Raw genomic sequence first — 19,901 nt, forward strand, 5'->3', positions numbered from 1 at the left:
TTCCGCTTCGGCAGACGCCCCCCGAAGTGGTAGAATGGAAGGGGTTCCGCGGGGTGGCAATCTCGACGAAGGCGGTGTCCGGCATGGCCCTGCCCCCGTTACGACGGCTCGATGACCTGCTCGCGTCGGCCGTCGCCCGCCACCTCAAGGTGGCCGTGGTGATGGCCGGCGAGCCGAATACCCTCGAGGCCCTCCGCCTCGCCCACGAACACGGGCTGGCCGAGGGCCTTCTTATCGGTAATGGCTCTCAGATCCGTTCTATGGCCGAGGCGGTCGGTCTGCCCCCCCCGGCCTTCAGCGTGATCGACGAAGAGGATCCCCGGCGGGCCACCCTCCTCGCGGGCCAGGCGGTGGCCCGGGGCGAAGCCCACCTGATCATGAAGGGCCGCATCTCTACGGGTGCGCTCATGGCCGGCCTCCTTCAGCCCGAGGCCGCCTTCCGCACCGGGCGCCGCTTGAGCCACGTGGCGGTGATCGAGTCGCCCGGGCAAGACCGGTGGCTGGCGGTGACCGACGGCGCTGTGCACATCGCCCCCGACCTCTCTCAGAAGGTGGAGATCCTGCAGAACGCCGTGGACCTGGTTCAGAGGCTGGGGGCGGAGGAGCCCCGGGTCGCGGTGCTGGCGGCCCTGGAGCAGGTGAACCCCGAGATGCCGGCCACCCTGGATGCGGCGGCACTGGCCAAGATGGGCGAGCGCGGCCGGTTCGGGCCCGCCCTGGTAGACGGGCCGCTGGCCGCGGACGTGGCCCTTTCGCGCGAGGCGGCCGAGGTGAAGCATGTCCGCGGGCCCGTTGCAGGCGAGGCGCAGGTGCTCGTGGCCCCCTGCATCGAGACCGCCAACGTGCTGATCAAGGGGCTCCAGTACTTCGCCGGCGCCCGCTGGGGCGGGCTGGTGGTGGGCGGGCGGGTGCCCGTGGTGGTCGCCTCCCGGGCTGACCGGCGGGATACCCGCCTCTACTCCCTGGCCCTGGGCTGCCGGGTCGTCTAGAGAGGAGCCGAAGCCGTGGCCTTCCGAATTCTCGTCATCAACCCGGGCTCGTGCACGACGCGCCTCGCGCTCTTCGAGGACCTGGTCTGCCGGCAGCAGGTGACCCTGGAGCACCCTACCTTCCTGCCGCCCGACGAAGACCTGGAGCGCCGGATCGGATCCATCGAGGCCTGGTTGAGCGAGGTCGACCAGCCCGTGGACGCGATCGCCGCCCGCGGCGGCATGCTCCACCCGCTTCCCGGCGGGACCTATCGGGTCAACGACGCGATGTGCGAGGATCTGCGCACCTCCCGCTACGGGTGGCACCCCTCCAATCTGGCGGCGCTCATCGCCCGCCGGCTGGGAGAGCAACGGGAGGTGCCCCAGTTCGTGGTGGACCCGGTGGTGGTCGACGAGTTGGAGGACGTGGCCCGCATCAGCGGGCTCCCCAGCCTGCCCCGGCGCTCCGTCTTCCACGCGCTGAACCAGAAGGCCGTGGCGCGCCGGGTGGCCGCGAGCCTGGGCATGCGCTATGAAGAGGCCCACATGGTGGTGGCCCACATGGGCGGGGGCATCACCGTGGGCGTGCACGCCGGGGGACGGGTCATCGACGTGAACAACGGCCTGGATGGCGAAGGACCTATGAGCCCCAACCGGGCCGGCACCCTTCCGGCGGGTCAGCTCGTCGATCTTTGCTTCTCGGGTCGCTACACCCGGGACCAGGTTTGCCGGATGCTGGTAGGTCAGGGGGGCCTGGTCGCCCACCTGGGCACGTCAGACGCCCGGGAGATCGAGGAGCGGATCCGCCGGGGCGACGAGGAGGCCCGCCCGGTCTACGAGGCCATGGCCTACCAGGTGGCCAAGGCCATCGCCGCCGGCTTCGCCGTCCTGAAGGGGCGGATCGACGCCTGCATCCTCACCGGTGGTCTGGCCCACTCGGAATTTCTGGTGGGCCGGATCCGCGACCGCATCGACTGGGCCTGCCGGGTGGTGGTCTCTCCGGGCGAGGACGAGATGCTCGCCCTGGCCAGCGGCGTCCTGAGGGTGCTGCGCGGCCAGGAGGAGGCGCGCACCTACCTGGCCACGGAACCCAGCGAAGGGAGGGACGAGATCCGTGGAACCGGTGATCATCGACCAGGAACGGTGCAAGGGGTGTGAGCTCTGCCTGGCCGCGTGCGGCCCTGGCGTGCTGGAGCTGTCCGAGGCTTTCAACAGCCGGGGCTACCGCTACAGCCAATTGACCGACCCCGACCGCTGCACCAGCTGCGCCCAGTGCGCGCGGGTGTGCCCCGAGGCGGCCATCGCCGTCTACAAGCTGGCGAGCTGACGCGGCGCGGCCGGCTTTCCGGAGCGGGCCGGACGCACGTTCGGGAAGAGAGGCCGCCGCCGGGGGAAGGGCAGAAGGAGGCGCACGCATGGCTGAACGCAAGCTCATGAAAGGGAGCCACGCCCTGGCCGAGGCAGCGCTGCGAGCGGGGTGCCGGTACTACTTCGGATACCCCATCACCCCCCAGACGGAGCTCTCGGAGTACATGGCGCGGGAGCTGCCCGCCCGGGGAGGCGTGTTCATTCAGGCCGAGAGCGAGGTGGCGGCCATCAACATGGTCTACGGAGCCGCCGGTGCGGGCGGCCGGGTCATGACCTCGTCCTCAGGTCCCGGGGTGAGCCTGAAGCAGGAGGGCATCTCGTACCTCTGCGGGTCCGAGCTCCCGTGCGTGATCATCAACATCATGCGGGGCGGTCCGGGTCTGGGCAACATCATGCCCTCCCAGTCCGATTACTTCCAGGCGGTGAAGGGCGGAGGCCACGGTGACTACCGTCTGATCGTGCTGGCGCCCTCCACGGTTCAGGAGGCCGCCGATCTCATGCGCCTGGCCTTCGAGCTGTCGGAGCGCTACCGCAACCCGGCGATGGTCCTGGGCGACGGGATGCTGGGGCAGATGATGGAGCCTGTGGAGCTCCCGCCGGAAGTGGCTCCGGCACCGCCCGAGCGCCCGTGGGCCACCCGCGGAACCGGTGGCGGCGAGCCTCGGGTGATCACGTCCATCTACCTTGAACCCGAGGTGCTGGAGGAGCACAACCGCCGCCTCCAGGCCAAGTACGCCGAGATCGAGGCCCGAGAGGCCCGCTGGGAGCTCCTGGAGCCCGAGTCGGACTTCTTCCTGGTGGCCTACGGAACCGTGGCCCGCATCGCCCGGAGCGCCATGAAGCTTGCCCGCGGCCGGGGTCTCTCGGTGGGACTGCTCCGCCCCATCACCCTGTGGCCGTTCCCGCGCCGGGCCTTCGAGCAGGTGCTCCCGCATGCCCGGGCCTTCCTCACCGTGGAGATGAGCAGCGGCCAGATGGTGGAGGACGTGCGGCTGGCGGTCGACGGCCGGGCACCGGTTGCGTTCCACGGACGGCTCGGGGGCGTCGTTCCCGAGCCGGAGGAGATCGTGGCCCGGCTGGAAGAGCTCGCCGGGAAGGTCGAAGACGGAGGTGTCCACCGTGTCGCCACGTTCGAGCACGCAGGCCGCTGACGGTGTGCGGGTGATCTACCACCGCCCCCGGGCGCTCTCCGACGCCCACACCCACTACTGCCCGGGCTGTACCCACGGCATCGCCCACCGGCTGGTGGCGGAGGTGATGGACGAGCTGGGCATCGTCGACCGGACCATCGGGGTGGCCTCGGTGGGCTGCTCGGTCTTCGCCTACAACTACCTCCGATGCGACTTCCAGCAGGCCGCCCACGGCCGGGCGCCGGCGGTGGCCACGGGGATCAAGCGGGTCCTGCCGGACCGGGTGGTCTTCACCTACCAGGGCGACGGCGACCTCGCCTCCATCGGCACCGCGGAGATCATCCACGCGGCCGCCCGCGGCGAGCGGATCACGGTGATCTTCATCAACAACGGCATCTATGGGATGACCGGCGGGCAGATGGCCCCCACCTCGCTGGCGGGCCAGGTGACCACCACCTCGCCGAGGGGCCGCGATCCCCAACTGCAGGGCAACCCGATCCGCATCACCGAGATGCTGGCCCAGCAGCCTGGGGTGGCGTACCTGGCCCGGGGCTCGCTCCACTCGAGCCGCGAGATCGGCCGGGCCCGGCGGATGGTCCAGCGGGCCTTCGAGGCCCAGCTGAACGACGCGGGCTTTGCGATGGTGGAGCTCCTCTCCAGCTGCCCCGTGGGGTGGAACATGACACCCCGGCAGGCGCTGGAGCACATCGAGCAGGCGGTCGTACCCGTCTACCCCGTGGGTGAGCTGGTACCGGCACCGCCCTCGCGAGGTGCCAGCGACGGGCGGCACGGGAAGGGAGGCTCCGACCATGCCTGACATGGACCGTGCGGGGACGCGCCACTCGGAGATTCTCGTGGCCGGCTTCGGGGGCCAGGGCATCCTCACCGCGGGCCTGATTCTGGCCCAGGCCGGGCTGCAGGAGGGTCGCGAGGTGAGTTGGCTGCCTTCCTACGGCCCGGAGATGCGGGGTGGGACGGCCCACTGCCACGTGGTGCTCTCGGATGAGCCGGTCGCGTCGCCGCTGGTGACCCACCCCGACATCCTGCTTCTCTTCAACAAGCCCTCCCTGGAGCGCTTCGAACCGGCCCTGCGGGCGGGCGGCTACCTCATCGCCAACAGCTCGCTGGTACCGCCCGCGACCCGCACCGATGTCCGGCGGGTGGAGCTTCCCGCCACCCGCATGGCCCTCGAGATGGGTGCCCCCGAGGCGGCGAACATGGTGATGCTGGGCGCGATGGTCGCCTCTGCCGGGGCGGTCTCTTTCGAGAGCCTGGAGGCGGCGCTCCCCGTGGTGATCAGCAAGCGTCACGCCGACAAGATCCCGCTGGATCTGGAGGCGATCCGGAAAGGTATGGAGGCCGCGGCGGCCCTGGTGCCCCAGGGTGCCTGAGCCAGGCCCGGTGCTCGACCCTGGTTCGGTGCCGGCGGGCTTCGGCCCGCCGGCCTGCTTCCGGGGCCGGCGGCAGGTCAGCCCGTGTGGGAGGTTCCCCCCGTGCCGCGCGGCAGCCTGGGGGGCGCCACCGCCTTTGCCTCGGGAGCGCGCGCGACCGCCACTTCTCCCAGGTCTTCGGTGAGCCTCTCGGGCAGCGGCGCGTCCAGGTCGGGCGTTGAACCTGCGTACCACGGCCCCTCGCGCTGGGGGATGCCCGGGAAGACTGCCTTCTCCTTCTCCCGGGCGGGACGATGCACGCCTTCCGCGGGAATCAGCCCTGGGTTGGAGAGCCAGCGGTGGAACCCCTCCAGGAGGTAAGCCTCGGGCTCGGGCTCCTTGTGGACGGCGAGCTTCAGCTCCTCCTCCAGCACCTTCTCGAAGCCCTCCATCCGGGAGCCCCCACCCGTCAGGACGATCCCTCGTTCCAGGAGGTCGCCCGAGACCTCTGCGCTGCACCCTTCCAGCAGGCGCTGCATCGCCGCCGCAATGAGCCGCACCTGATCCGCCATCTGGGAGCGCAGGAGCGCGGGCTCCACCTGGATCCTGGAGGGAAGGCCCGTCTTCAGGTTCTTGCCCGCCACAGGGATGGGGTCCTCCTCGCCAGCCGCCTCAGGCCGAAGGCTGCCTAGCCTGAGCTTGGCCTCCTCGGCCATGAGCGGGCTCACCTCGACCCCTGCCCGGGTCAGGGCCCACTCGCGTACCGCTTCGTCCAGAGCCCGGCCCCCCACCGGGATCACCTGCGCCGCCACCACCGCCTCACGGGAAAGGATGGCCAGCTCGGTGGCCTCTCCCCCCACGTTGACCACCGCCGCCACCCGGCCGTCCTGGTCCAGGGCACCGGACCCCAGCGCGAGGACGTAAGGTTCGGCGGTCAGGTGGACCCGGGCCGCCCCAAGGCCCCGCAGGACCCGGACCGCCACCTGGCGCTCGCTGGAAGTGCTGGCCATGGGGACGCTCACCCAGACGTGCCGGCGGCGCCACCCCACCTGCAGGGTCTCCCGGGTGATGGCGGCCAGGAGCTGCTCCAGCAGCTCGGGGTTCTCCAGCCGCCCTTCGCGGTAGGGACGAGCCAGCCGGTAGCTGGGCGGAAGCCGGCCGACGAGCTGCCGGACCTGATCCCCGGCGGCATAGGGTTCCTTCAGGCCGCGCCGCAGGATGAGGAGGCTGGCCTCCGAACGGAAGGCGGTCGCGCCGGCAGCGGCGAAGAGCGTCGTCGTCGTGCCCAGATCAAGGAAGAAGTCCCTTCGCCACCAACGTGAGCCTCGTCCCATGCAACGCCACCTCTTGGGCGCCCGGGGCGGCCGCCCCGGGTTGATCGTTCAAACGAGCCCCCGCAGGATGGGCCCGTCAGGAGCCGACCCGTACGTCCATCTCTACAGGGAGGTCCTGAGACCGGTAGACCACCCGCCCGTCCCAGAAGGTCCCCCGCACGTGCAGCTCCTCCCACGCCTCCAGCGGCAGCTGCGCCAGGTCGTGGCTGAGGATCACCACGTCCGCCAGCTTCCCGGGCTCGATGCTGCCCTTGGCCGCTTCCTCTCCCGACGCGAAGGCAGCCCCGAGCGTGTAGGCCTCCAGCGCCTCCTGCAGGGTGAGCCGCTCCCGGCTCCTCTCGTCTTCTTCCGGCTCCCAGGCTTCCCCGGGCAGGCGGCGCGTCATCGCGGCGTGCAGGCCCAGAAGCGGGTCGGGGCTCTCCACGGGCGCATCGGAGCCGAAGGCGAGGCGGGCGCCCGCCTCCCGCAGCGAGCGCCAGGCATACGCATGGCCGGCCCTTTCCGCGCCCCAGTGGCGCGTCACCAGCGTGCGGTCCTGGGGGCCGTGGACGGGTTGCATGGAGGCGATCACGCCGAGCTGGCCGAACCGGGGTCGATCCCGCGGGTCCACCAGCTGCGCGTGCTCGATGCGGTGACGGAGCCCGCGCCGGCGGCTGTGGAAGAGCCAGGGCTCCAGCGCGTCCAGGGCCATCCGGTTCGCCCGGTCGCCGATGGCGTGGATGGCCGCGGCAAGCCCCGCCTGGGTGGCGCGGGCCACCAGGTCCTCCAGCTCGTCCGCCTCGGTGACCACCACACCTCGGTAACCGTCGGCCTCGCGTCCCTGGTACGGATCCAGCAAGGCAGCGGTCTGCGAGCCCAGAGAGCCATCGGCGAAGATTTTGACGGGGCCCACCCGCAGCAGGCTGCTTCCGAAGCCGCCCTCGATCCCCAGATCGGCGGCAGCCTGCAGGCGATCTGCGGGGAGCATCATGCAGACCCGCAGGGCGAGGTCGCCCGAGGTCGCCATCTCCTGGAAGAGGCGGAAGGCGGTGGGCCCTTCGGGCACGTGGATGCCGGTGACGCCCAGCGCGTGCAGGCGCTGCTGGGCCCTTGCCGCCATCCGCCTGAGGGTGGGAAGGTCCGGATCCTGAACGACCTGCCAGATCCGGTCCGCTGCCCGTTCCTTCAGCACGCCCGTGGGGCGGCCCGCTTCGTCTCGCTCCACCACCCCACCGGCAGGATCGGGGAGGCCGGAAAGGAATCCTGCCCGCTCCAGGGCCAGGGTATTGACCCACACCTGGTGACCGTCCTTGCTGGCCAGGGCCACGGGCCGATCGGGCACCGCCTGGTCCAGGGCCTGCGCGGTGGGGCGATCGGACGCCGGCCAGAGGTTCCGGTCGTACCCGCCGCCCACCACCCACTCGCCCGGAGCCAGATCGGCCGCCTTGGCCCGGACCCGCTCCAGCACCTCCGCAAGACCCCCGGCACCTTCCAGGGTCACCTGCTCCGTCCGCTGGGCAAAGGCGGTGAAGTGGATGTGACAGTCGGTGAAGCCGGGGATGACCGAGCCGCCCTGCGCGTCCACCCGAAGCACCGAGCGCCCCAGGAGGCTCCGGACCGAGAGCTCGTCCCCCACACCCAGTACCCGGCCGTCCCGCAACGCGACGGCGGCCCCCCGGAGCGTCCCCCGGGGACTCATGGTATGCACCCTGGCGTTGACGATGAGCGTCTCCTGCACCGCGTCCGCGCCTCCTGCTGGGAAGAGTTCCCGCCCCTCGCGAGCCGTTCCTGCCAAAACGGTGTGCGCGAGGTGCATTCACCGAGAGGGAATAGGGGTGCGGGGCGGGGGGAGCCCCGCCCCGCACCTGCCTTAGCGCTGGTGGGCCTCGACGGCCGCCAGCGCTCCGTCGACGGCGTCGAGCGCCTCGTCCAGCTCCTCCACGCTCATGGCGAGGCTGTTCAGGAACCGGACCACGTTCCCGTGCACGCCCGCCTTCACCAGGAGCACCCCCCGTTGCAGCGCCTCCTGCAGCAGCCGGTTGGTCTCCTGGGCGGCGGGCTCCTTGGACATCCGGTCGCGCACCAGCTCCATGGCTGCCATGGGCCCTGCGCCCCGCACGTCGCCGACCAGCGGGTGCCGCTCCTGCATGCCCTCCAGGCGCCGGAGCAGGTGGTCGCCAAGGGTCCGGGCCTTGCCCAGCAGGTCCTCGTGATCGAAGACGTCCAGCACGCCCAGGGCCGCCTCGCAGGCCACCGGGTTCCCCACGTAGGTCCCGCCGATGCGGCCGTCACCCGGGGCGTCCATCACCTCCGCCCTCCCGATCACCCCGCTCAGGGGCCAGCCGTCCGCGATGGACTTGGCCACGGTGATCAGATCGGGCTCGAGGCCGAAGCGCTCCGAGGCGAAGAAGGTGCCCGTTCGTCCGAAGCCCGTCTGAACCTCGTCCACCACCAGGAGGATGCCATGGTCCCGGCAGATGGCCTGGATCCTCTGGAGGAACTCAGCCGGCGGGACCACGAAGCCCCCTTCGCCCTGCACCGCCTCCACCACCACGCAGGCGACCTCTTCCGCGGCCACCTGGGTCACGAACGCCTTCTCAAGCTCACCGGCGCACGCCACGCCGCACTCGGGGTAGCTCTTCCCCAGGGGGCAGCGGTAGCAGTACGCGTAGGGCACCCGATAGACCTCGGGGGCGAAGGGCCCGAAACCTGCCTTGTAGGGATGGGTCTTGCTGGTGAGACTCATGGCCATGAGGGTCCGCCCGTGGAAGGCCCCTTCGAAGGCGATGACCGCCCTGCGGCCCGTGTACGCCTTCGCGATCTTGACGACGTTCTCCACCGCCTCCGCCCCCGAGTTGAAGAACGCCGCCTTCTTCGGCCCTGGCCCCGGAACCCGGGGGGCCAGGCGCTCGGCCAGCTCGATCCACGATTCGTACATGACCACGCTGAAGTCGGTGTGTACAAAACGCTCCAACTGGCGCTGGACCCGCTCCATCACCCGGGGATGCCGGTGCCCCGCGTTCAACACCCCCAGGCCCCCTGTGAGGTCCAGGTACGTGTTGCCGTCCACGTCCACCACGCGGCTGCCCTCTGCCCGGTCGATGGCGATGCCGGTGAGGATCTGGAACGCCGCCGCAACGGCCCGGTCCTTGCGCGCGAGCAGAGCGCGCGAGCGCGGGCCCGGGATCTCCGTGACCTGCCGGATGGCCTTGCCCACCTGCTCGACCTCCCTCGTGGTGAGCTGCGTCTGCCTCAGAACGCGCCGGTGCGCGGCGCAGCTCTTCCTCCTACGCCTTCGTCTCGGGTTCGAGCGTCTCCTTCCCCGTCAGAGCCCATGGATAGGGTATCCAGGCGTCCGTGCGGCCCGCCGGCAGGAACCGGGAGAGGATGGAGCGAACCCCTGGCCCCGGGTGGCGGCCGGCTGCCGCGCCCTCACGCCACGCGCTGGAACGGGGAGACCGGTGCAATGGGGACGCTCGAGTCGTGGGACCGCCTCTACCAAGAGGCTCTGGAATCGGTACCCGACATGTTGGCCCGGGGTCGGGGGGTGGCCGTGGGTTTCCACACGGTGGTGGACGGTCTCCACCAGGCCCGACCGGGGGAGCTCGACCCCCTGCTGGCCGGAAACCCTGATCTCGCGGAAGCCGCTTCATCGGGTACGCTGAGCCCGCCCGACGAGCTGCGCTCCCCTTCAGACGTGGTGGCCGCGCTCTCCTGGTCCCTGGCGCACAGCACCGCCCTGGAAAGGGTGATCACGGACCCTGCCACCTTCCGCTGGCTGTCGGCGACGTTGCCCGTCGACCGTCCCACCGTGGGCGGCAACTCGGGGAACATGGCCCTGGCCCTGGCCGACCTGGGCCTGCCCCGGGTGCTGGTCTTCGCACCGCCGCTCCACCCCCTCCTGGTCAGGCTCTTGGCCCAGGCTCCACGCATCCAGGTGCTGGTGGACGGGCAGGGTTCCGTGCCCGTCACCCGGGCCCCTGTTCCCGCGGAGGACGGCGCACTCCACTGGATCTTCGAGTATCCGTCGGGCCTGGAGGTGCACCTTCCTTCCGGCACCCTCTCCGCCGCCCGCGCCAACCGGTTCATCGCCGCCTGGAACCCCGGCAACCACAGGCTGGCGGAGGGCACGGCGTGGCTCGAGGCCCTGGCGCCGGTGGCCGGGGAGTTTAGTCACCTGGTGCTCTCGGGCTTTCAACTGCTCTCGGAACGCTACCCCGACGGTACCCGGTTCGAGACCTGGGCCCAGCCGCTGGTGGACGCTCTGGGCCGGGTGCGCCGGGCCGCCCCTCGGATCCGGGTCCACTACGAGTGGGCGTCCATCGCCTCACCCGAGATCCGCACCTACCTCCTGCGCCACCTGCTCCCGAAGGTGGACAGCCTGGGTCTGAACGAGGCAGAGATGGCGGTGATGGCCCGAGACCTGGGGCACCCCGAGTGGGCGGCCTCCATGGGACCCCGCCAGGTGCTGGAGACGCTCCGGCTCCTCCACGAAGAGACCGGCCTCAGGCGCATTCAGCTTCACGTTCCCGGCCTGTACCTTACCACCAGCCGCTCCGCCGTGCACACGGCCCAGGAGCGGCTCGCCCTGGCCTACACAGCCCTCGCGGCCGCCGCCCGCTCGGCCAGGGGCCGGGCCACGCCCGGCGACCTGCCGTCGCACCTGGCCACCCCCCTGGCCCCCGCGGGTGTGGAGGCGGTGGAGGGCCTCCGCTCCCTGCCCGGGGCGCTTGGCGATCCTTCCGGACCCGAAGGGCTCCGCTGGGGATCGCTGACCGCCGTGGCGATCCCCACCCGCTGGGTGGAGCGGCCCGTCTGGACGGTGGGCCTGGGGGACCTGATCTCTGCCGTCCCCTTCAGCCTCTGGCAACCCTACTAGAGCGCCACCGAGCGCTTCCGGGAGGGCGGGCGGGCCGGTCCGGGTCCGGCCGCGGCCCTGGCTCCTTGAGGCCACCGAGGCCCGGGAAGGCCCTCTCGCACGCCTGCACGAAGGCGTCCAGGCGCTCGCGGGCGGGCCAGCGCCCCTTCTGCCACAGGATGTGGGGGACGACGCGATTGAAGCGGTCCACGGTGGCGTTGAGCTGCTCCAGCAGGCGATGGGCCTCGGCCAGGGCTTCCGCATGGGCCTCGCGGACCACCCCTCGCCGGGCGCGCGCCGCCCGGCCGGCCTCCGGGCTAGCTGACGCCTGCATCCGGCTCCAGGCCTCCCACTCCCGTTCCAGCCACTTTCCGTGCGTGGTCGTGAGCTGAGCGAAGCGTTCCTTGAGCTCGCGGATCTCCTTGTCCAGCTCGATCCAGTCGGGGGCGAACCCGGCGTCGTGCAGTAGCTTGTAGGGCATGCGCAGGTGGGGAGGGACGAAGGGGAACTCCTCCATCTCCAGGGGGCGGCCTTTCGGGGGCAGGTCGTCGAACTCGCCGCGCTCCATGGCCTCCTGGATGCGCGCCTCGGCCACCAGCTCCACCCAGGTCACGCCGTCGTCTTCCCAGGGCTCGTCGCGATGCCCCGGCCTGGCCGTGGCCACGGGCTACCCCCCTCCCCGCTCCGGCATCCGATGGATCGATCGGTTTCCCGTGCAGGGTGGGTCTTCATCACACACCGGGTCGGGCCCTTCTCGGGAGCGACTCTCAGGAAATGGGCCCCGGCGCAGGCATTGACAGAGCCCACGGGCAGGAGCACGCAGCCGCCGGCCCGAACCTCTCTCTGCAATTCCAGAGGAGGAGCAACCCCGTGACCCGTCCCTCGCAGCCGCCGGGATCCCCGGCGGCGCGTTTTCCGCAGAACGCCCACCTCCAGGGCCTCCTTCAGGCCGCCTGCCGGCTCGAGGTGAACCTGGAGGCCAGCGACGTCGCCGGGCAGTGGCTCTACCGCCCGGACGAACGCACCCTGTACGTCTGGGAGCCGGACCTGGAGAACGAGTCTCTTTCCTTCCTGGTGGTCATCCTCGCCCACGAGCTGGGCCACGTGCTCGACTTCGACGAGAAGCCGCACTACCGGGAGGTCATCCGGACCCTCCACTGGTCCCAGGTTCCGGAGGAGATCGAGCGCTCGGCCTTCATCCGGGGTTTTCGGATCCTGGAGGCGCTTGGCATTCCGGTATCCCTGGAGGCCTACCTCCAGATGATCGAAGAGCCCGTGGCGGCTCAGGTCGGCGCCGCGCTCCGGGCAGGGGAGGGCGTCGCGTTCCCCGACGGCTTCCTGGAGCCCTCGGCCCGGCAGGCCCGGCTCCAGCGCTCGTGCGGATGACGGGCCGGAGATCACCGGCCGGAATGCCTGTCCCGACAGTGCGGATCAGAACGGAGTTTACCCGGCCGTAACCGTATCTTTTCGATGCCATGCTATAGAATGGACGTGGGGTCCTCGCAGGCGGTTCGTCGCGCCGTCCTTGCGGGACGCCGGGTACGGGGGTGACAGCGTGGACCGGGGTTGTCGGTACCGGGCGTCTCCCTATCGGGGCAAGCCCTGGAGACGGCTTTTCCTCGCGGCGGCCGTGCTCCTCCTGGCCGCCGGGCCCTGGGCCGCGTCCGCAGCCGGGACCGAAGAGCCCGGAAAGGTCGTTCTCAGCCAGGACCAGGCCCTGGATCTGCTCGACACCCTCATCGCGCGCAGGCCCTTGGATCAGGGGCGGGTGCGCTTCCGGGTGGAGGGGACCGTGGCCATGGCCGGCCTTGACGCCCCTTTCCTGGCCGAAGTGGAGCAGCGGGGGGCCAAAGCCGTGGTGAACGTGGAAGAGGCTCCCCCCTTCGTTCCCCGGGAGATCGAGGCGGTGTTGAGCGACGCCCGCACCTTCCTGGCCGACTTCGACTTCTCCTTCGCAGGCGTGGAGCTGCTGGAGGAGGAGCCCCAGGCGGTCTTCCAGGGGACGCTCCGGAAGGGGGCCTCGGGGGCCCGCAAGGGCTCCGTTTGGATCTCCCTCGAGACGGGAGAGTTGAGGCGGCTCACCCTGAGCTACTGGTGGGGCACCGTCGACTCCACCCTCGAGTACGGCCTCGAGCTCGGCCACCAGGTGGTGCAGAACCAGCAGGTGCGCGTCTCCCCCTGGGGGCTCTCCCTCACCTTGCGCTACCACGGCTTTCGCTGGCTTGACGGGGAGGACCAGGCCCAGCGATGAGCCAAACGCCCCCGGGCGGCCCACGGCGCGCCGGGCCCACTCCCCGGCACAGCGCTCCACACCTTCCGGCGTAAGGGACCCCTCACCGGAAGGAAGCCAGCGTCCGATACCTAAGACATGAGCACCCGGGCGGGCGCGCCGGCGGCGGGGCTCCCTTCCCCGGACCGTGCCGGAGTCCACGCCTTTTCCCGTCTTGAGCAAGGAGGCATCCGTGCCATGACCTTTTCTCCTGCATCCGCCCAAAGGGCCGCGAGGCGCCCGCACTTGGCCCACGAACTGCTCGCGCTCTCTCTTTGGCTGGCCGCCACCCTCGTGGTCACTGCGATTCCCGTCCGGGCCCAGGACGGCGGCCCTCTTCTGGCCGGTGGGGGCGGCCCCACGCTGGACGTGCTCCTCCTGGACCCGGAGGAGCTTTCTGGGGCTCCCGGCCTGCCGGAGATGCTCCTGCTCCAGGGCGGCGGCGGCTTTGGTCGCTACCAGGCCTGGCGCGTGGGCGGGAGCGGCGCCGCAGGGCAGGTAGGCGCCTCCGACGGAGCAACCTTCGGCCTCAGCTACGGCGGCCTCAGCTTCGCGTACCTGCCCGGCGCCTACGGCGCCCTTCCCCTGCCCTCGCCCCGCACCAGCTTCGGCGCCCTCTTCGGCCTGGGGGCCGCCACCCTCCAGCCGGCCGGGTCAGAGGCGCAGAGGCTGCCCTTCATCCTCTTCCGCCCCGAGGCGACCGCGGAGATCTCCCTGGGAAGCCTGGGAACGCTGCAGCTGGGGGCGACCTACTCCTTCCCCATCCCGCTGGGGTCCGAGGACACCCCACTGGGCGACCTGGGCGCGATCCAGAGGCCGGGCTTCCGGCTGGGATTGGTCTTCGGCGGGTTCTAGCGGGAGGTTCGCGCATGGCGGGAGCAGATGGGAATCGAACCCACCGCGGGTGGATCGCACCCGCCGACGGTTTTGAAGACCGTGGCCGTCACCAGACGGACGCCTGCTCCCACGCTGCCCCTGGGCCGGGGCGTCGGCTCCCATGATGCGGCAGAGGGCGCCGAAAGTCAAGAAGCCCCGTAGCGTATCCTTGTAGCATGGCCATCGTCACGACGGACACGGCGCAGCAGCTCCGAGCCGCCGCTCGGGTGGCGGCCACCTACGTGGGTACGGTGGTGGGGGCCGGCTTCGCCTCGGGTCAGGAAGTCCTCCAGTTCTTCGCCCTGTACGGCATGGGAGCGGTCTGGGGCATCCTCCTGGCAGGGGCCCTGCTGGGCCTCTTCGGCTACCTGATCCTGCAGGTGGGGAACGAGGCTCGGGCCCGGTCGCACCGGGACGTCCTCGACGCCTTGGGGTCGCCTGGGCTCGCGACCGCGCTGGATGGGCTCATCACCCTCTTCCTCTTCGGCGGTCTGGCAGCCATGGCAGCAGGGGCGGGGGCCGTGGCACGCGAGCAGCTGGGGCTGCCGGCCGCCCTGGGATCCACCCTGCTGGTGGCGGGCGCGGCCGGGACGGTCCTCTTCGGCATCGAGGGGGTGGTGCGGGCCATCTCGGCGGTGGTCCCGTTCCTGGTGGGCGCCGTGCTCCTGGTCTGTCTGGGCAGCCTGGGCTCCCGCCCGCTCCTCCTCTCGTGGGCGGCGCCCGGGCGGGCTTTCTTCCCTGTCTGGCCCCTGGCCGCGCTGGCGTATGCGTCGTACAACCTGGTGCTCTCCCTCTCCATCCTGGGCCCCCTGGGCCGGGTGAGCCCGAGCCGGTCCCTCCTGCCGGGGGCGGCGATGGGCGCTCTGGTGCTGGGGGTCGCGGCCGCGGCCATCCACCTCACCCTCTTCACCCTGGGGCCCGGGCTCCTGGAGGAGACGGAGGTCCCCATGCTGGCGGCCGCCCGGCGCTTGGCCCCAGCCCTTGGCACGGTCTACGCGCTGGTGCTGCTGGCGGAGGTCTACACCACGGCGGTGGGCAACCTGTTCGGGGTGGTCGCCCGCCTGCGCTCGCCCGGCCGTACCCGCGAGCGCGGGCACAGGGCCGAACCCCGCCCCCCTAAAGCGTCCGGCCGAGGGTGGACCCTCGCTACCCTGGGGACAGCCCTGATCGCCTGGGCGGTGGCGCAGCTGGGCTTCTCCACCCTGGTGCGGAACCTCTACTCCGTGATGGGGATCGCAGGGACCGTCCTGCTCGTGACCTTGATCCGTCGCCTCCTGGGCCGGAACGGCCGCGCTGCATCCTGAAGACGGAAAGGGCAAGGTCCCGGGCGGGTCCAGGTCGAAGGCTCCTTGGGGCGACAGGCCCGCCGACGCTGTGCTGCCGGCCGCACCCGCGGCAGGCGCGGGACCGGGCGCCCCGGGAGGTGAGGTCGTGCCGAGGGAGCTGGTGGACGGCGCGACGGCCATCGTGCGGGGCGCCGTCGACGCGGGGTGCTCCTTTTTCGCCGGCTACCCCATCACGCCGGCCACGCCGGTCTTCGTGGGGATGGTCCGGGAGCTCGCCGCCCGCGGCGGGGTGGCCGTGGAGGGAGAGGACGAGATCGCCTCCCTGGGCTTCTGCATCGGGGCATCCATGGCCGGCCGCAAGGCGATGACCGCCACCAGCGGCCCGGGCATCAGCCTCATGAGCGAGCAGATCGGGCTCGCCATCATGGCCGAGGTGCCGCTGGTCATCGTGGACTGCGAGCGGCTCGGCCCGGCCACCGGCGGGGCCACCACGCCCGCCCAGGGCGACGTGCAGTTCCTCCGCTGGGGAACTTCGGGCGGGGTGCCGGTGGCGGTCCTCGTCCCGGCCTCGGTCCCCGACTGCTACGAGCTCACCCAGGAGGCCTTCAACCTGGCCGAGGACCTGCGGATGCCCGTCTTCCTCCTGGTGGACAAGGACGTGGTGCTGGGCCGGGAGACGGTGGACGCCTCGGCCTACGTGGCGGTCGAACCCCGCTCGCGCCGCCTCGCCGCTTCCGGCGCCGAGCCCTACCAGCCCTACCGCTTCGACCGGCCCGAGGAGGTGCCCGCCTTCGCCCCGGTGGGCGGACCCTGGCAGGTGCGTGTCAACACCTCCACCCACGACCCGGCGGGCATCCTCACCAAGCTGCCGGCCGCGGTCGACGCCCTGAACCGACACCTCCACGCCAAGGTGGCCGCCCGGGAGAGGGCTCTGGCCCGTCTTCGCCTGGAGGTTCCGCAGGGCGCCGACACCCTCGTGGTGGGCTACGGCTCCACGGGCCGGGCGGTGGAGGAGGCCGCCCGGCGCGCCCGCCGATCCGGGCGGCCGCTGGCCTGGGCGACCCTCCTCACCTTGTGGCCCCTGGCGGTCGGGCCGCTTTCTCGGGCCATGGCCCAGGTCCGGCGGGTGGTGGTGGCCGAGCTCAACCTGGGGCTGATGCGGCGGGAGCTGGAGCCTCTCGCGCCGGCAGGGGTGGCGGTGGAAGGGCTCAACCGCGTGGACGGGCGGCCCCTCATGCCCGAGCAGATCCTGCAAGCCGCGGGGGTGAACGCATGAGCCTGCAGGCAGGCGCCCCCGTCGCGCCCGAGACCTACCTGGAGCGCAGCCGCCTCCCCTTCCCCTTCTGCCCCGGCTGCGGCCATGGCCGGATCCTGGAAGCCCTGGACGGCGCCCTGAAGGCCCTCGGCCCCGACCCCACCCGGGTCGCGGTGGTGACCGACATCGGCTGCGTGGGGCTCGCCGACCCCTACCTGGCCACTCACACCTTCCACGGGCTCCACGGGCGGGCGCTCACCTACGCGACCGGGCTCAAGCTCGCGGACCCTGGGCTCCTGGTGGTGGTGCTCATGGGCGACGGCGGCGCCGGCATCGGGGGGAACCACATCCTCCATGCCGCCCGCCGCGACGTGGACCTGACCCTGCTCGTCTTCGACAACTTCAACTTCGGCATGACGGGCGGCCAACACTCGCCGACCACGCCGCCCGGCAGCCTCACCGCCACCACCCCCGCCGGCTCCCGCGAGCACCCCATGGACCTCTGCGCCACCGTGCTCGCCAACGGCGCCCGCTTCGCCGCGCGCACGACCGCGTACGATCCGGAGCTGGTGCCGATCCTGGCCGATGCGCTCCGGCACCCCGGGTTCGCCCTGGTGGACGTGTGGGAGCTTTGCACGGCCTACTTCGCCCGGACGAACCGGGTAGACGCCCGCGCTCTGGGCGCCCGCATGGAAGCCCTGGGGATGGCCTCGGGCCGGATGGGTCCGTCCGTTCCTGAGCCCAGGCCGGCCGGACCCGGAGGTGCGACCGCGCAGGGCCCTCCGCCTGCAGCAGCGACCGCCGTCGCGACCCGCCGGGGCGACGGACCCCGCAGCGATGTCCGCCACCTGGGCCTGACGGGACGCGCGGCCGAACCGTCTTTCCGTTCGGTGGAGGCGGGCCCTGCGGTGGTGGTGGTTGCGGGGGCGGCCGGGCAGAGGATCCGGTCCAGCGCCGCGCTCCTGGCCGAAGCGGCCACGGCCAGCGGCCTGTGGGCGCGCCAGGAGGATGACTACCCCGTGACGGTCCAGTCGGGGCACTCCATCTCGGCGGTGGAGCTGCGGCCCGACCCCGCGCCCGCCCAGGCGACAGACGGAGAGCCCCTCGCGGCAGGACCGCCCGTGGAAGGCCCTCCCGTTTCGTCCCGGTCCGCGGTCTACCTGCTGCTCCTGGCGCCGGAGGCGCTCCGCCAGCGTCCCTGGGCCTGGATGGAGGGGGCCGGTGACCTGTGGGTCTATGGCGAGCCGGGGCTGCTCGATCGGGTGCCGCCGGAGGTTACGGGGCACCGGCGCCCGCTGCAGGTGGGCCGCATGCGGGGCCGCGCCCGCCGCCAGGTGGGGCTGGCCGCCCTGGCCGCGCTGGTGCACGAGCACCCCCTGGTGCCCATGGAGGCCCTCGAGGCGGTGGCCCGGGCCCTGAAGCCCCAGGAGCGGGCCGAGGAGGCCCAGGAAGCGCTGGCCGCCGGGCCTGGGCTCCTGGATCCCTGATCCGATAGAATGGGCGTCTTCCGGTTCCGCCGCGTGCGGCGGGGGAAGACGCCCGGCCAGGTGGGGGGTGGAGGTCAGCGGCCCACCCGTCCCCTTTGGTCGTCCCTCACTTGAAGAAGTTGGCGTTCTTCTCGACGAAGGACTGCCACTCCTCGGGCACCTCGTCCTCGGGGAAGATGGCTTCCACCGGGCACTCGGGCTCACAGGCGCCGCAGTCGATGCACTCCTCGGGGTCGATGTAGTACTGATCCTCCCCCTCATGAATGCAGTCGACAGGGCAAACCTCCACGCAAGCTGCATCCTTGACGTCGATGCATGGCTCCGCGATCACGAAGGCCATGGCCAACCCCCCTTCCACCTACCAGGCTACGACTTCCCGGTGCCAGGTTCTGCGACCGTGGTTGCACACCTTCTTTCTCTCCTGCCCGGGTTCGAATCATTCGCGGACGCGTCTGTACCGCTCATGGCCCAGGCTTATCGCCTCGCCCATCGCCCCGCCAGGGCCAGGACCACTTCCACGGCCTTCTCCATCCACTGGACCGAGACCCACTCGGTGCGGGAGTGGAAGTTGACGCCGCCCGCGAAGAGGTTGGGGGTCGGCAGGCCCATCTGGGACAGGCGGGCGCCGTCGGTGCCGCCGCGGATGGGTGTCTCGATGGGCTCCACGCCCGCGTCCCGGTAGGCCTCCCGGGCCCGCTCCACCACCTGGGGGAAGCGCTCCAGGGCCTCCCGCATGTTTCGGTAGCCCCCCGTCTCCGCCACGGTCGCCTCGGCCCCCGGGTGGGCCAGCCGGAGCGCCTCCAGCTCCCGCTCCAGAAGGGCCCGCTTGGCCTGCAGGCCCTCCGCGGTGAAGTCCCGGAGCAGCCAGGCCATCTCCACCTGCTCCACCGAACCCTGGACGCGGTCCACGTGGAGGAAGCCCTCGCGCCCCTGGGTCGTCTCGGGTCGCATCTCGGCGGGAATGCCTTCGATGAGCCGGGCTGCCAGGTGCACGGCGTTCACCATGGCCCCCCGGGCGGTCCCCGTGTGGGCCGACCGGCCCTGAAGGGTCACCCGGAGGTTGAGGGCGTTGAAGTTCTCCCATTCGAGCTCGCCCAGGCGGCCGCCGTCCAGGGTGTAGGCCGCCACGGCCCCGAAGCCGGCCACGTCGAAGTGCTCGATGCCCTTGCCGTTCTCCTCGTCGGGGGTGAAGGCGACGCGGATGGGGCCGTGCACGTGCCGCTCGTCTTTCAGCAAGCGGCACAGGGCCTCCATGAGGGCCGCGACGCCTGCCTTGTCATCGGCTCCCAGGAGGGTGTCGCCGCTGGAGGTGACGAGGTCATGGCCCACCACTTCCCGCAGCAGCGGGTGGTCGGCTTCGCTCAGTACCGGCCCGGCGGGCAGGACGAGGTCACCCCCCCGGTAGCTCCGGTGAACGATGGGTTGGATCCCCCGGCCCGGTGCGGCCGGGCTCGTGTCCATGTGAGCCAGGAAGCCTACCGCCGGCGCCTCTGGCGCCCCCCGGGCCGGAAGGGTGGCGGTGACGATCCCGTGCTCGTCCACCCGGACGTCCTCCAGGCCCATGGTTTCCAGCTCTGTGGCCAGGATCCGGGCCAGCTCCCACTGCCCCGGGGTGCTGGGGATGTCCTGAGGGTCCTCTGCCGAGGTGGTCTCCACCTGCACGTATCGGAGGAACTTGGCCAGCAGTCCCTCGCTCAGGAGCTCGTTCCGGGTCATCGTGT

General features: G+C 71.6%; 19 protein-coding genes and 1 tRNA gene. 13 read left to right on the plus strand and 7 right to left on the minus strand.

Annotation, left to right across the window (positions count from 1 at the left end):
- Window positions 1-53: 53 nt before the first annotated feature.
- The 6 genes from LIP_RS15695 to LIP_RS15720 all read left to right on the plus strand — a co-directional run bounded on the left by LIP_RS15695 (window position 54) and on the right by LIP_RS15720 (window position 4,857).
- Window positions 54-989 carry a bifunctional enoyl-CoA hydratase/phosphate acetyltransferase gene (locus tag LIP_RS15695; protein ID WP_144440537.1) on the plus strand — a complete coding sequence of 312 codons (936 nt, stop codon included), beginning with the start codon at window positions 54-56 and terminating at the stop codon, window positions 987-989.
- A 15-nt stretch (window positions 990-1,004) separates the two neighbouring features.
- Window positions 1,005-2,126 carry a butyrate kinase gene (gene buk / locus LIP_RS15700; protein WP_068140503.1) on the plus strand — a complete coding sequence of 374 codons (1,122 nt, stop codon included), beginning with the start codon at window positions 1,005-1,007 and terminating at the stop codon, window positions 2,124-2,126.
- A complete protein-coding gene (locus LIP_RS15705; RefSeq protein WP_068142199.1) occupies window positions 2,083-2,295 on the plus strand; it encodes a 4Fe-4S dicluster domain-containing protein in 213 nt (70 codons plus the stop codon). The genes buk and LIP_RS15705 overlap by 44 nt, the downstream gene beginning before the upstream one ends.
- A gap of 88 nt (window positions 2,296-2,383) precedes the next feature.
- The gene (locus LIP_RS15710) at window positions 2,384-3,487 is read left to right on the plus strand and encodes a 3-methyl-2-oxobutanoate dehydrogenase subunit VorB (protein WP_068140505.1); all 1,104 of its coding nucleotides are present in this window, start codon (window positions 2,384-2,386) and stop codon (window positions 3,485-3,487) included.
- Between the two features lie 4 nt (window positions 3,488-3,491).
- Complete coding sequence (locus tag LIP_RS15715) at window positions 3,492-4,283, plus strand: thiamine pyrophosphate-dependent enzyme (protein WP_068142201.1); 792 nt, start codon at window positions 3,492-3,494, stop codon at window positions 4,281-4,283.
- On the plus strand, window positions 4,276-4,857 hold the full coding sequence (locus LIP_RS15720) for a 2-oxoacid:acceptor oxidoreductase family protein (protein ID WP_198409580.1): 582 nt from the start codon (window positions 4,276-4,278) through the stop codon (window positions 4,855-4,857). The genes LIP_RS15715 and LIP_RS15720 overlap by 8 nt, the downstream gene beginning before the upstream one ends.
- A gap of 77 nt (window positions 4,858-4,934) precedes the next feature.
- Here the strand turns inward: LIP_RS15720 and LIP_RS15725 are convergent, their stop codons facing one another.
- From LIP_RS15725 to gabT, 3 genes are all read right to left on the minus strand, one after another.
- Window positions 4,935-6,170, minus strand: a complete 1,236-nt coding sequence (locus tag LIP_RS15725; protein ID WP_068140508.1) for a rod shape-determining protein — start codon at window positions 6,168-6,170, stop codon at window positions 4,935-4,937.
- Between the two features lie 76 nt (window positions 6,171-6,246).
- Window positions 6,247-7,887 carry an amidohydrolase gene (locus tag LIP_RS15730; RefSeq protein WP_068140511.1) on the minus strand — a complete coding sequence of 547 codons (1,641 nt, stop codon included), beginning with the start codon at window positions 7,885-7,887 and terminating at the stop codon, window positions 6,247-6,249.
- Between the two features lie 132 nt (window positions 7,888-8,019).
- Entirely contained in the window at window positions 8,020-9,366 is a 1,347-nt protein-coding gene (gabT, locus tag LIP_RS15735; protein WP_068140514.1) for a 4-aminobutyrate--2-oxoglutarate transaminase, read from the minus strand.
- Window positions 9,367-9,615: 249 nt separating this feature from the next.
- Here gabT and LIP_RS15740 point away from each other — a divergent pair, with 249 nt between their 5' ends.
- Window positions 9,616-11,028: an ADP-dependent glucokinase/phosphofructokinase gene (locus tag LIP_RS15740; RefSeq protein WP_068140517.1), complete on the plus strand. Its 1,413-nt coding sequence runs from the start codon at window positions 9,616-9,618 to the stop codon at window positions 11,026-11,028.
- Here the strand turns inward: LIP_RS15740 and LIP_RS15745 are convergent.
- Window positions 11,006-11,671: a DnaJ family domain-containing protein gene (locus LIP_RS15745; RefSeq protein ID WP_068140520.1), complete on the minus strand. Its 666-nt coding sequence runs from the start codon at window positions 11,669-11,671 to the stop codon at window positions 11,006-11,008. The two genes, LIP_RS15740 and LIP_RS15745, sit on opposite strands and share 23 nt — an antisense overlap.
- 206 nt (window positions 11,672-11,877) lie before the next feature.
- On the opposite strand from LIP_RS15745, the gene LIP_RS15750 reads away from it, so the two are divergent.
- The 3 genes from LIP_RS15750 to LIP_RS15760 all read left to right on the plus strand — a co-directional run bounded on the left by LIP_RS15750 (window position 11,878) and on the right by LIP_RS15760 (window position 14,131).
- Window positions 11,878-12,393: a hypothetical protein gene (locus LIP_RS15750; RefSeq protein WP_068140523.1), complete on the plus strand. Its 516-nt coding sequence runs from the start codon at window positions 11,878-11,880 to the stop codon at window positions 12,391-12,393.
- Window positions 12,394-12,562: 169 nt separating this feature from the next.
- Window positions 12,563-13,258, plus strand: coding sequence for a hypothetical protein (locus LIP_RS15755; protein ID WP_144440538.1), 696 nt, complete (start codon window positions 12,563-12,565; stop codon window positions 13,256-13,258).
- 264 nt (window positions 13,259-13,522) lie between these two features.
- On the plus strand, window positions 13,523-14,131 hold the full coding sequence (locus LIP_RS15760; RefSeq protein WP_068140528.1) for a hypothetical protein: 609 nt from the start codon (window positions 13,523-13,525) through the stop codon (window positions 14,129-14,131).
- Window positions 14,132-14,146: 15 nt separating this feature from the next.
- Here the strand turns inward: LIP_RS15760 and LIP_RS15765 are convergent.
- Window positions 14,147-14,242: transfer RNA gene (locus LIP_RS15765), tRNA-Sec, on the minus strand.
- An 86-nt stretch (window positions 14,243-14,328) separates the two neighbouring features.
- Here LIP_RS15765 and LIP_RS15770 point away from each other — a divergent pair.
- From LIP_RS15770 to LIP_RS15780, 3 genes are all read left to right on the plus strand, one after another.
- Entirely contained in the window at window positions 14,329-15,456 is a 1,128-nt protein-coding gene (locus tag LIP_RS15770) for a YkvI family membrane protein (RefSeq protein ID WP_068140531.1), read from the plus strand.
- Between the two features lie 127 nt (window positions 15,457-15,583).
- Complete coding sequence (locus LIP_RS15775) at window positions 15,584-16,714, plus strand: hypothetical protein (protein WP_068140535.1); 1,131 nt, start codon at window positions 15,584-15,586, stop codon at window positions 16,712-16,714.
- Entirely contained in the window at window positions 16,711-18,180 is a 1,470-nt protein-coding gene (locus LIP_RS15780; RefSeq protein ID WP_068140538.1) for a thiamine pyrophosphate-dependent enzyme, read from the plus strand. Before LIP_RS15775 ends, LIP_RS15780 begins: the two co-directional genes overlap by 4 nt.
- A 106-nt stretch (window positions 18,181-18,286) precedes the next feature.
- On the opposite strand, the gene LIP_RS15785 is transcribed toward LIP_RS15780, so the two are convergent.
- Together LIP_RS15785 and pepT are read right to left on the minus strand one after the other, a co-directional pair.
- The gene (locus LIP_RS15785) at window positions 18,287-18,520 is read right to left on the minus strand and encodes an indolepyruvate ferredoxin oxidoreductase subunit alpha (protein WP_068140541.1); all 234 of its coding nucleotides are present in this window, start codon (window positions 18,518-18,520) and stop codon (window positions 18,287-18,289) included.
- Window positions 18,521-18,654: 134 nt separating this feature from the next.
- Window positions 18,655-19,896, minus strand: a complete 1,242-nt coding sequence (pepT, locus tag LIP_RS15790) for a peptidase T (protein ID WP_068140544.1) — start codon at window positions 19,894-19,896, stop codon at window positions 18,655-18,657.
- Between the last annotated feature and the right edge of the window lie 5 nt (window positions 19,897-19,901).

Origin of the sequence: Limnochorda pilosa (assembly GCF_001544015.1) — a bacterium.
GTDB lineage: Bacteria > Bacillota > Limnochordia > Limnochordales > Limnochordaceae > Limnochorda > Limnochorda pilosa.

Coding starts and splice junctions, on each gene's coding strand:
- LIP_RS15770 (WP_068140531.1), top strand. CDS start 14,329: ATGGCCATCGTCACGACGGACACGGCGCAGCAGCTCCGAGCCGCCGCT.
- LIP_RS15780 (WP_068140538.1), top strand. CDS start 16,711: ATGAGCCTGCAGGCAGGCGCCCCCGTCGCGCCCGAGACCTACCTGGAG.
- LIP_RS15720 (WP_198409580.1), top strand. CDS start 4,276: ATGCCTGACATGGACCGTGCGGGGACGCGCCACTCGGAGATTCTCGTG.
- LIP_RS15785 (WP_068140541.1), bottom strand. CDS start 18,520: ATGGCCTTCGTGATCGCGGAGCCATGCATCGACGTCAAGGATGCAGCT.
- LIP_RS15725 (WP_068140508.1), bottom strand. CDS start 6,170: ATGGGACGAGGCTCACGTTGGTGGCGAAGGGACTTCTTCCTTGATCTG.
- LIP_RS15710 (WP_068140505.1), top strand. CDS start 2,384: ATGGCTGAACGCAAGCTCATGAAAGGGAGCCACGCCCTGGCCGAGGCA.
- LIP_RS15740 (WP_068140517.1), top strand. CDS start 9,616: ATGGGGACGCTCGAGTCGTGGGACCGCCTCTACCAAGAGGCTCTGGAA.
- pepT (WP_068140544.1), bottom strand. CDS start 19,896: ATGACCCGGAACGAGCTCCTGAGCGAGGGACTGCTGGCCAAGTTCCTC.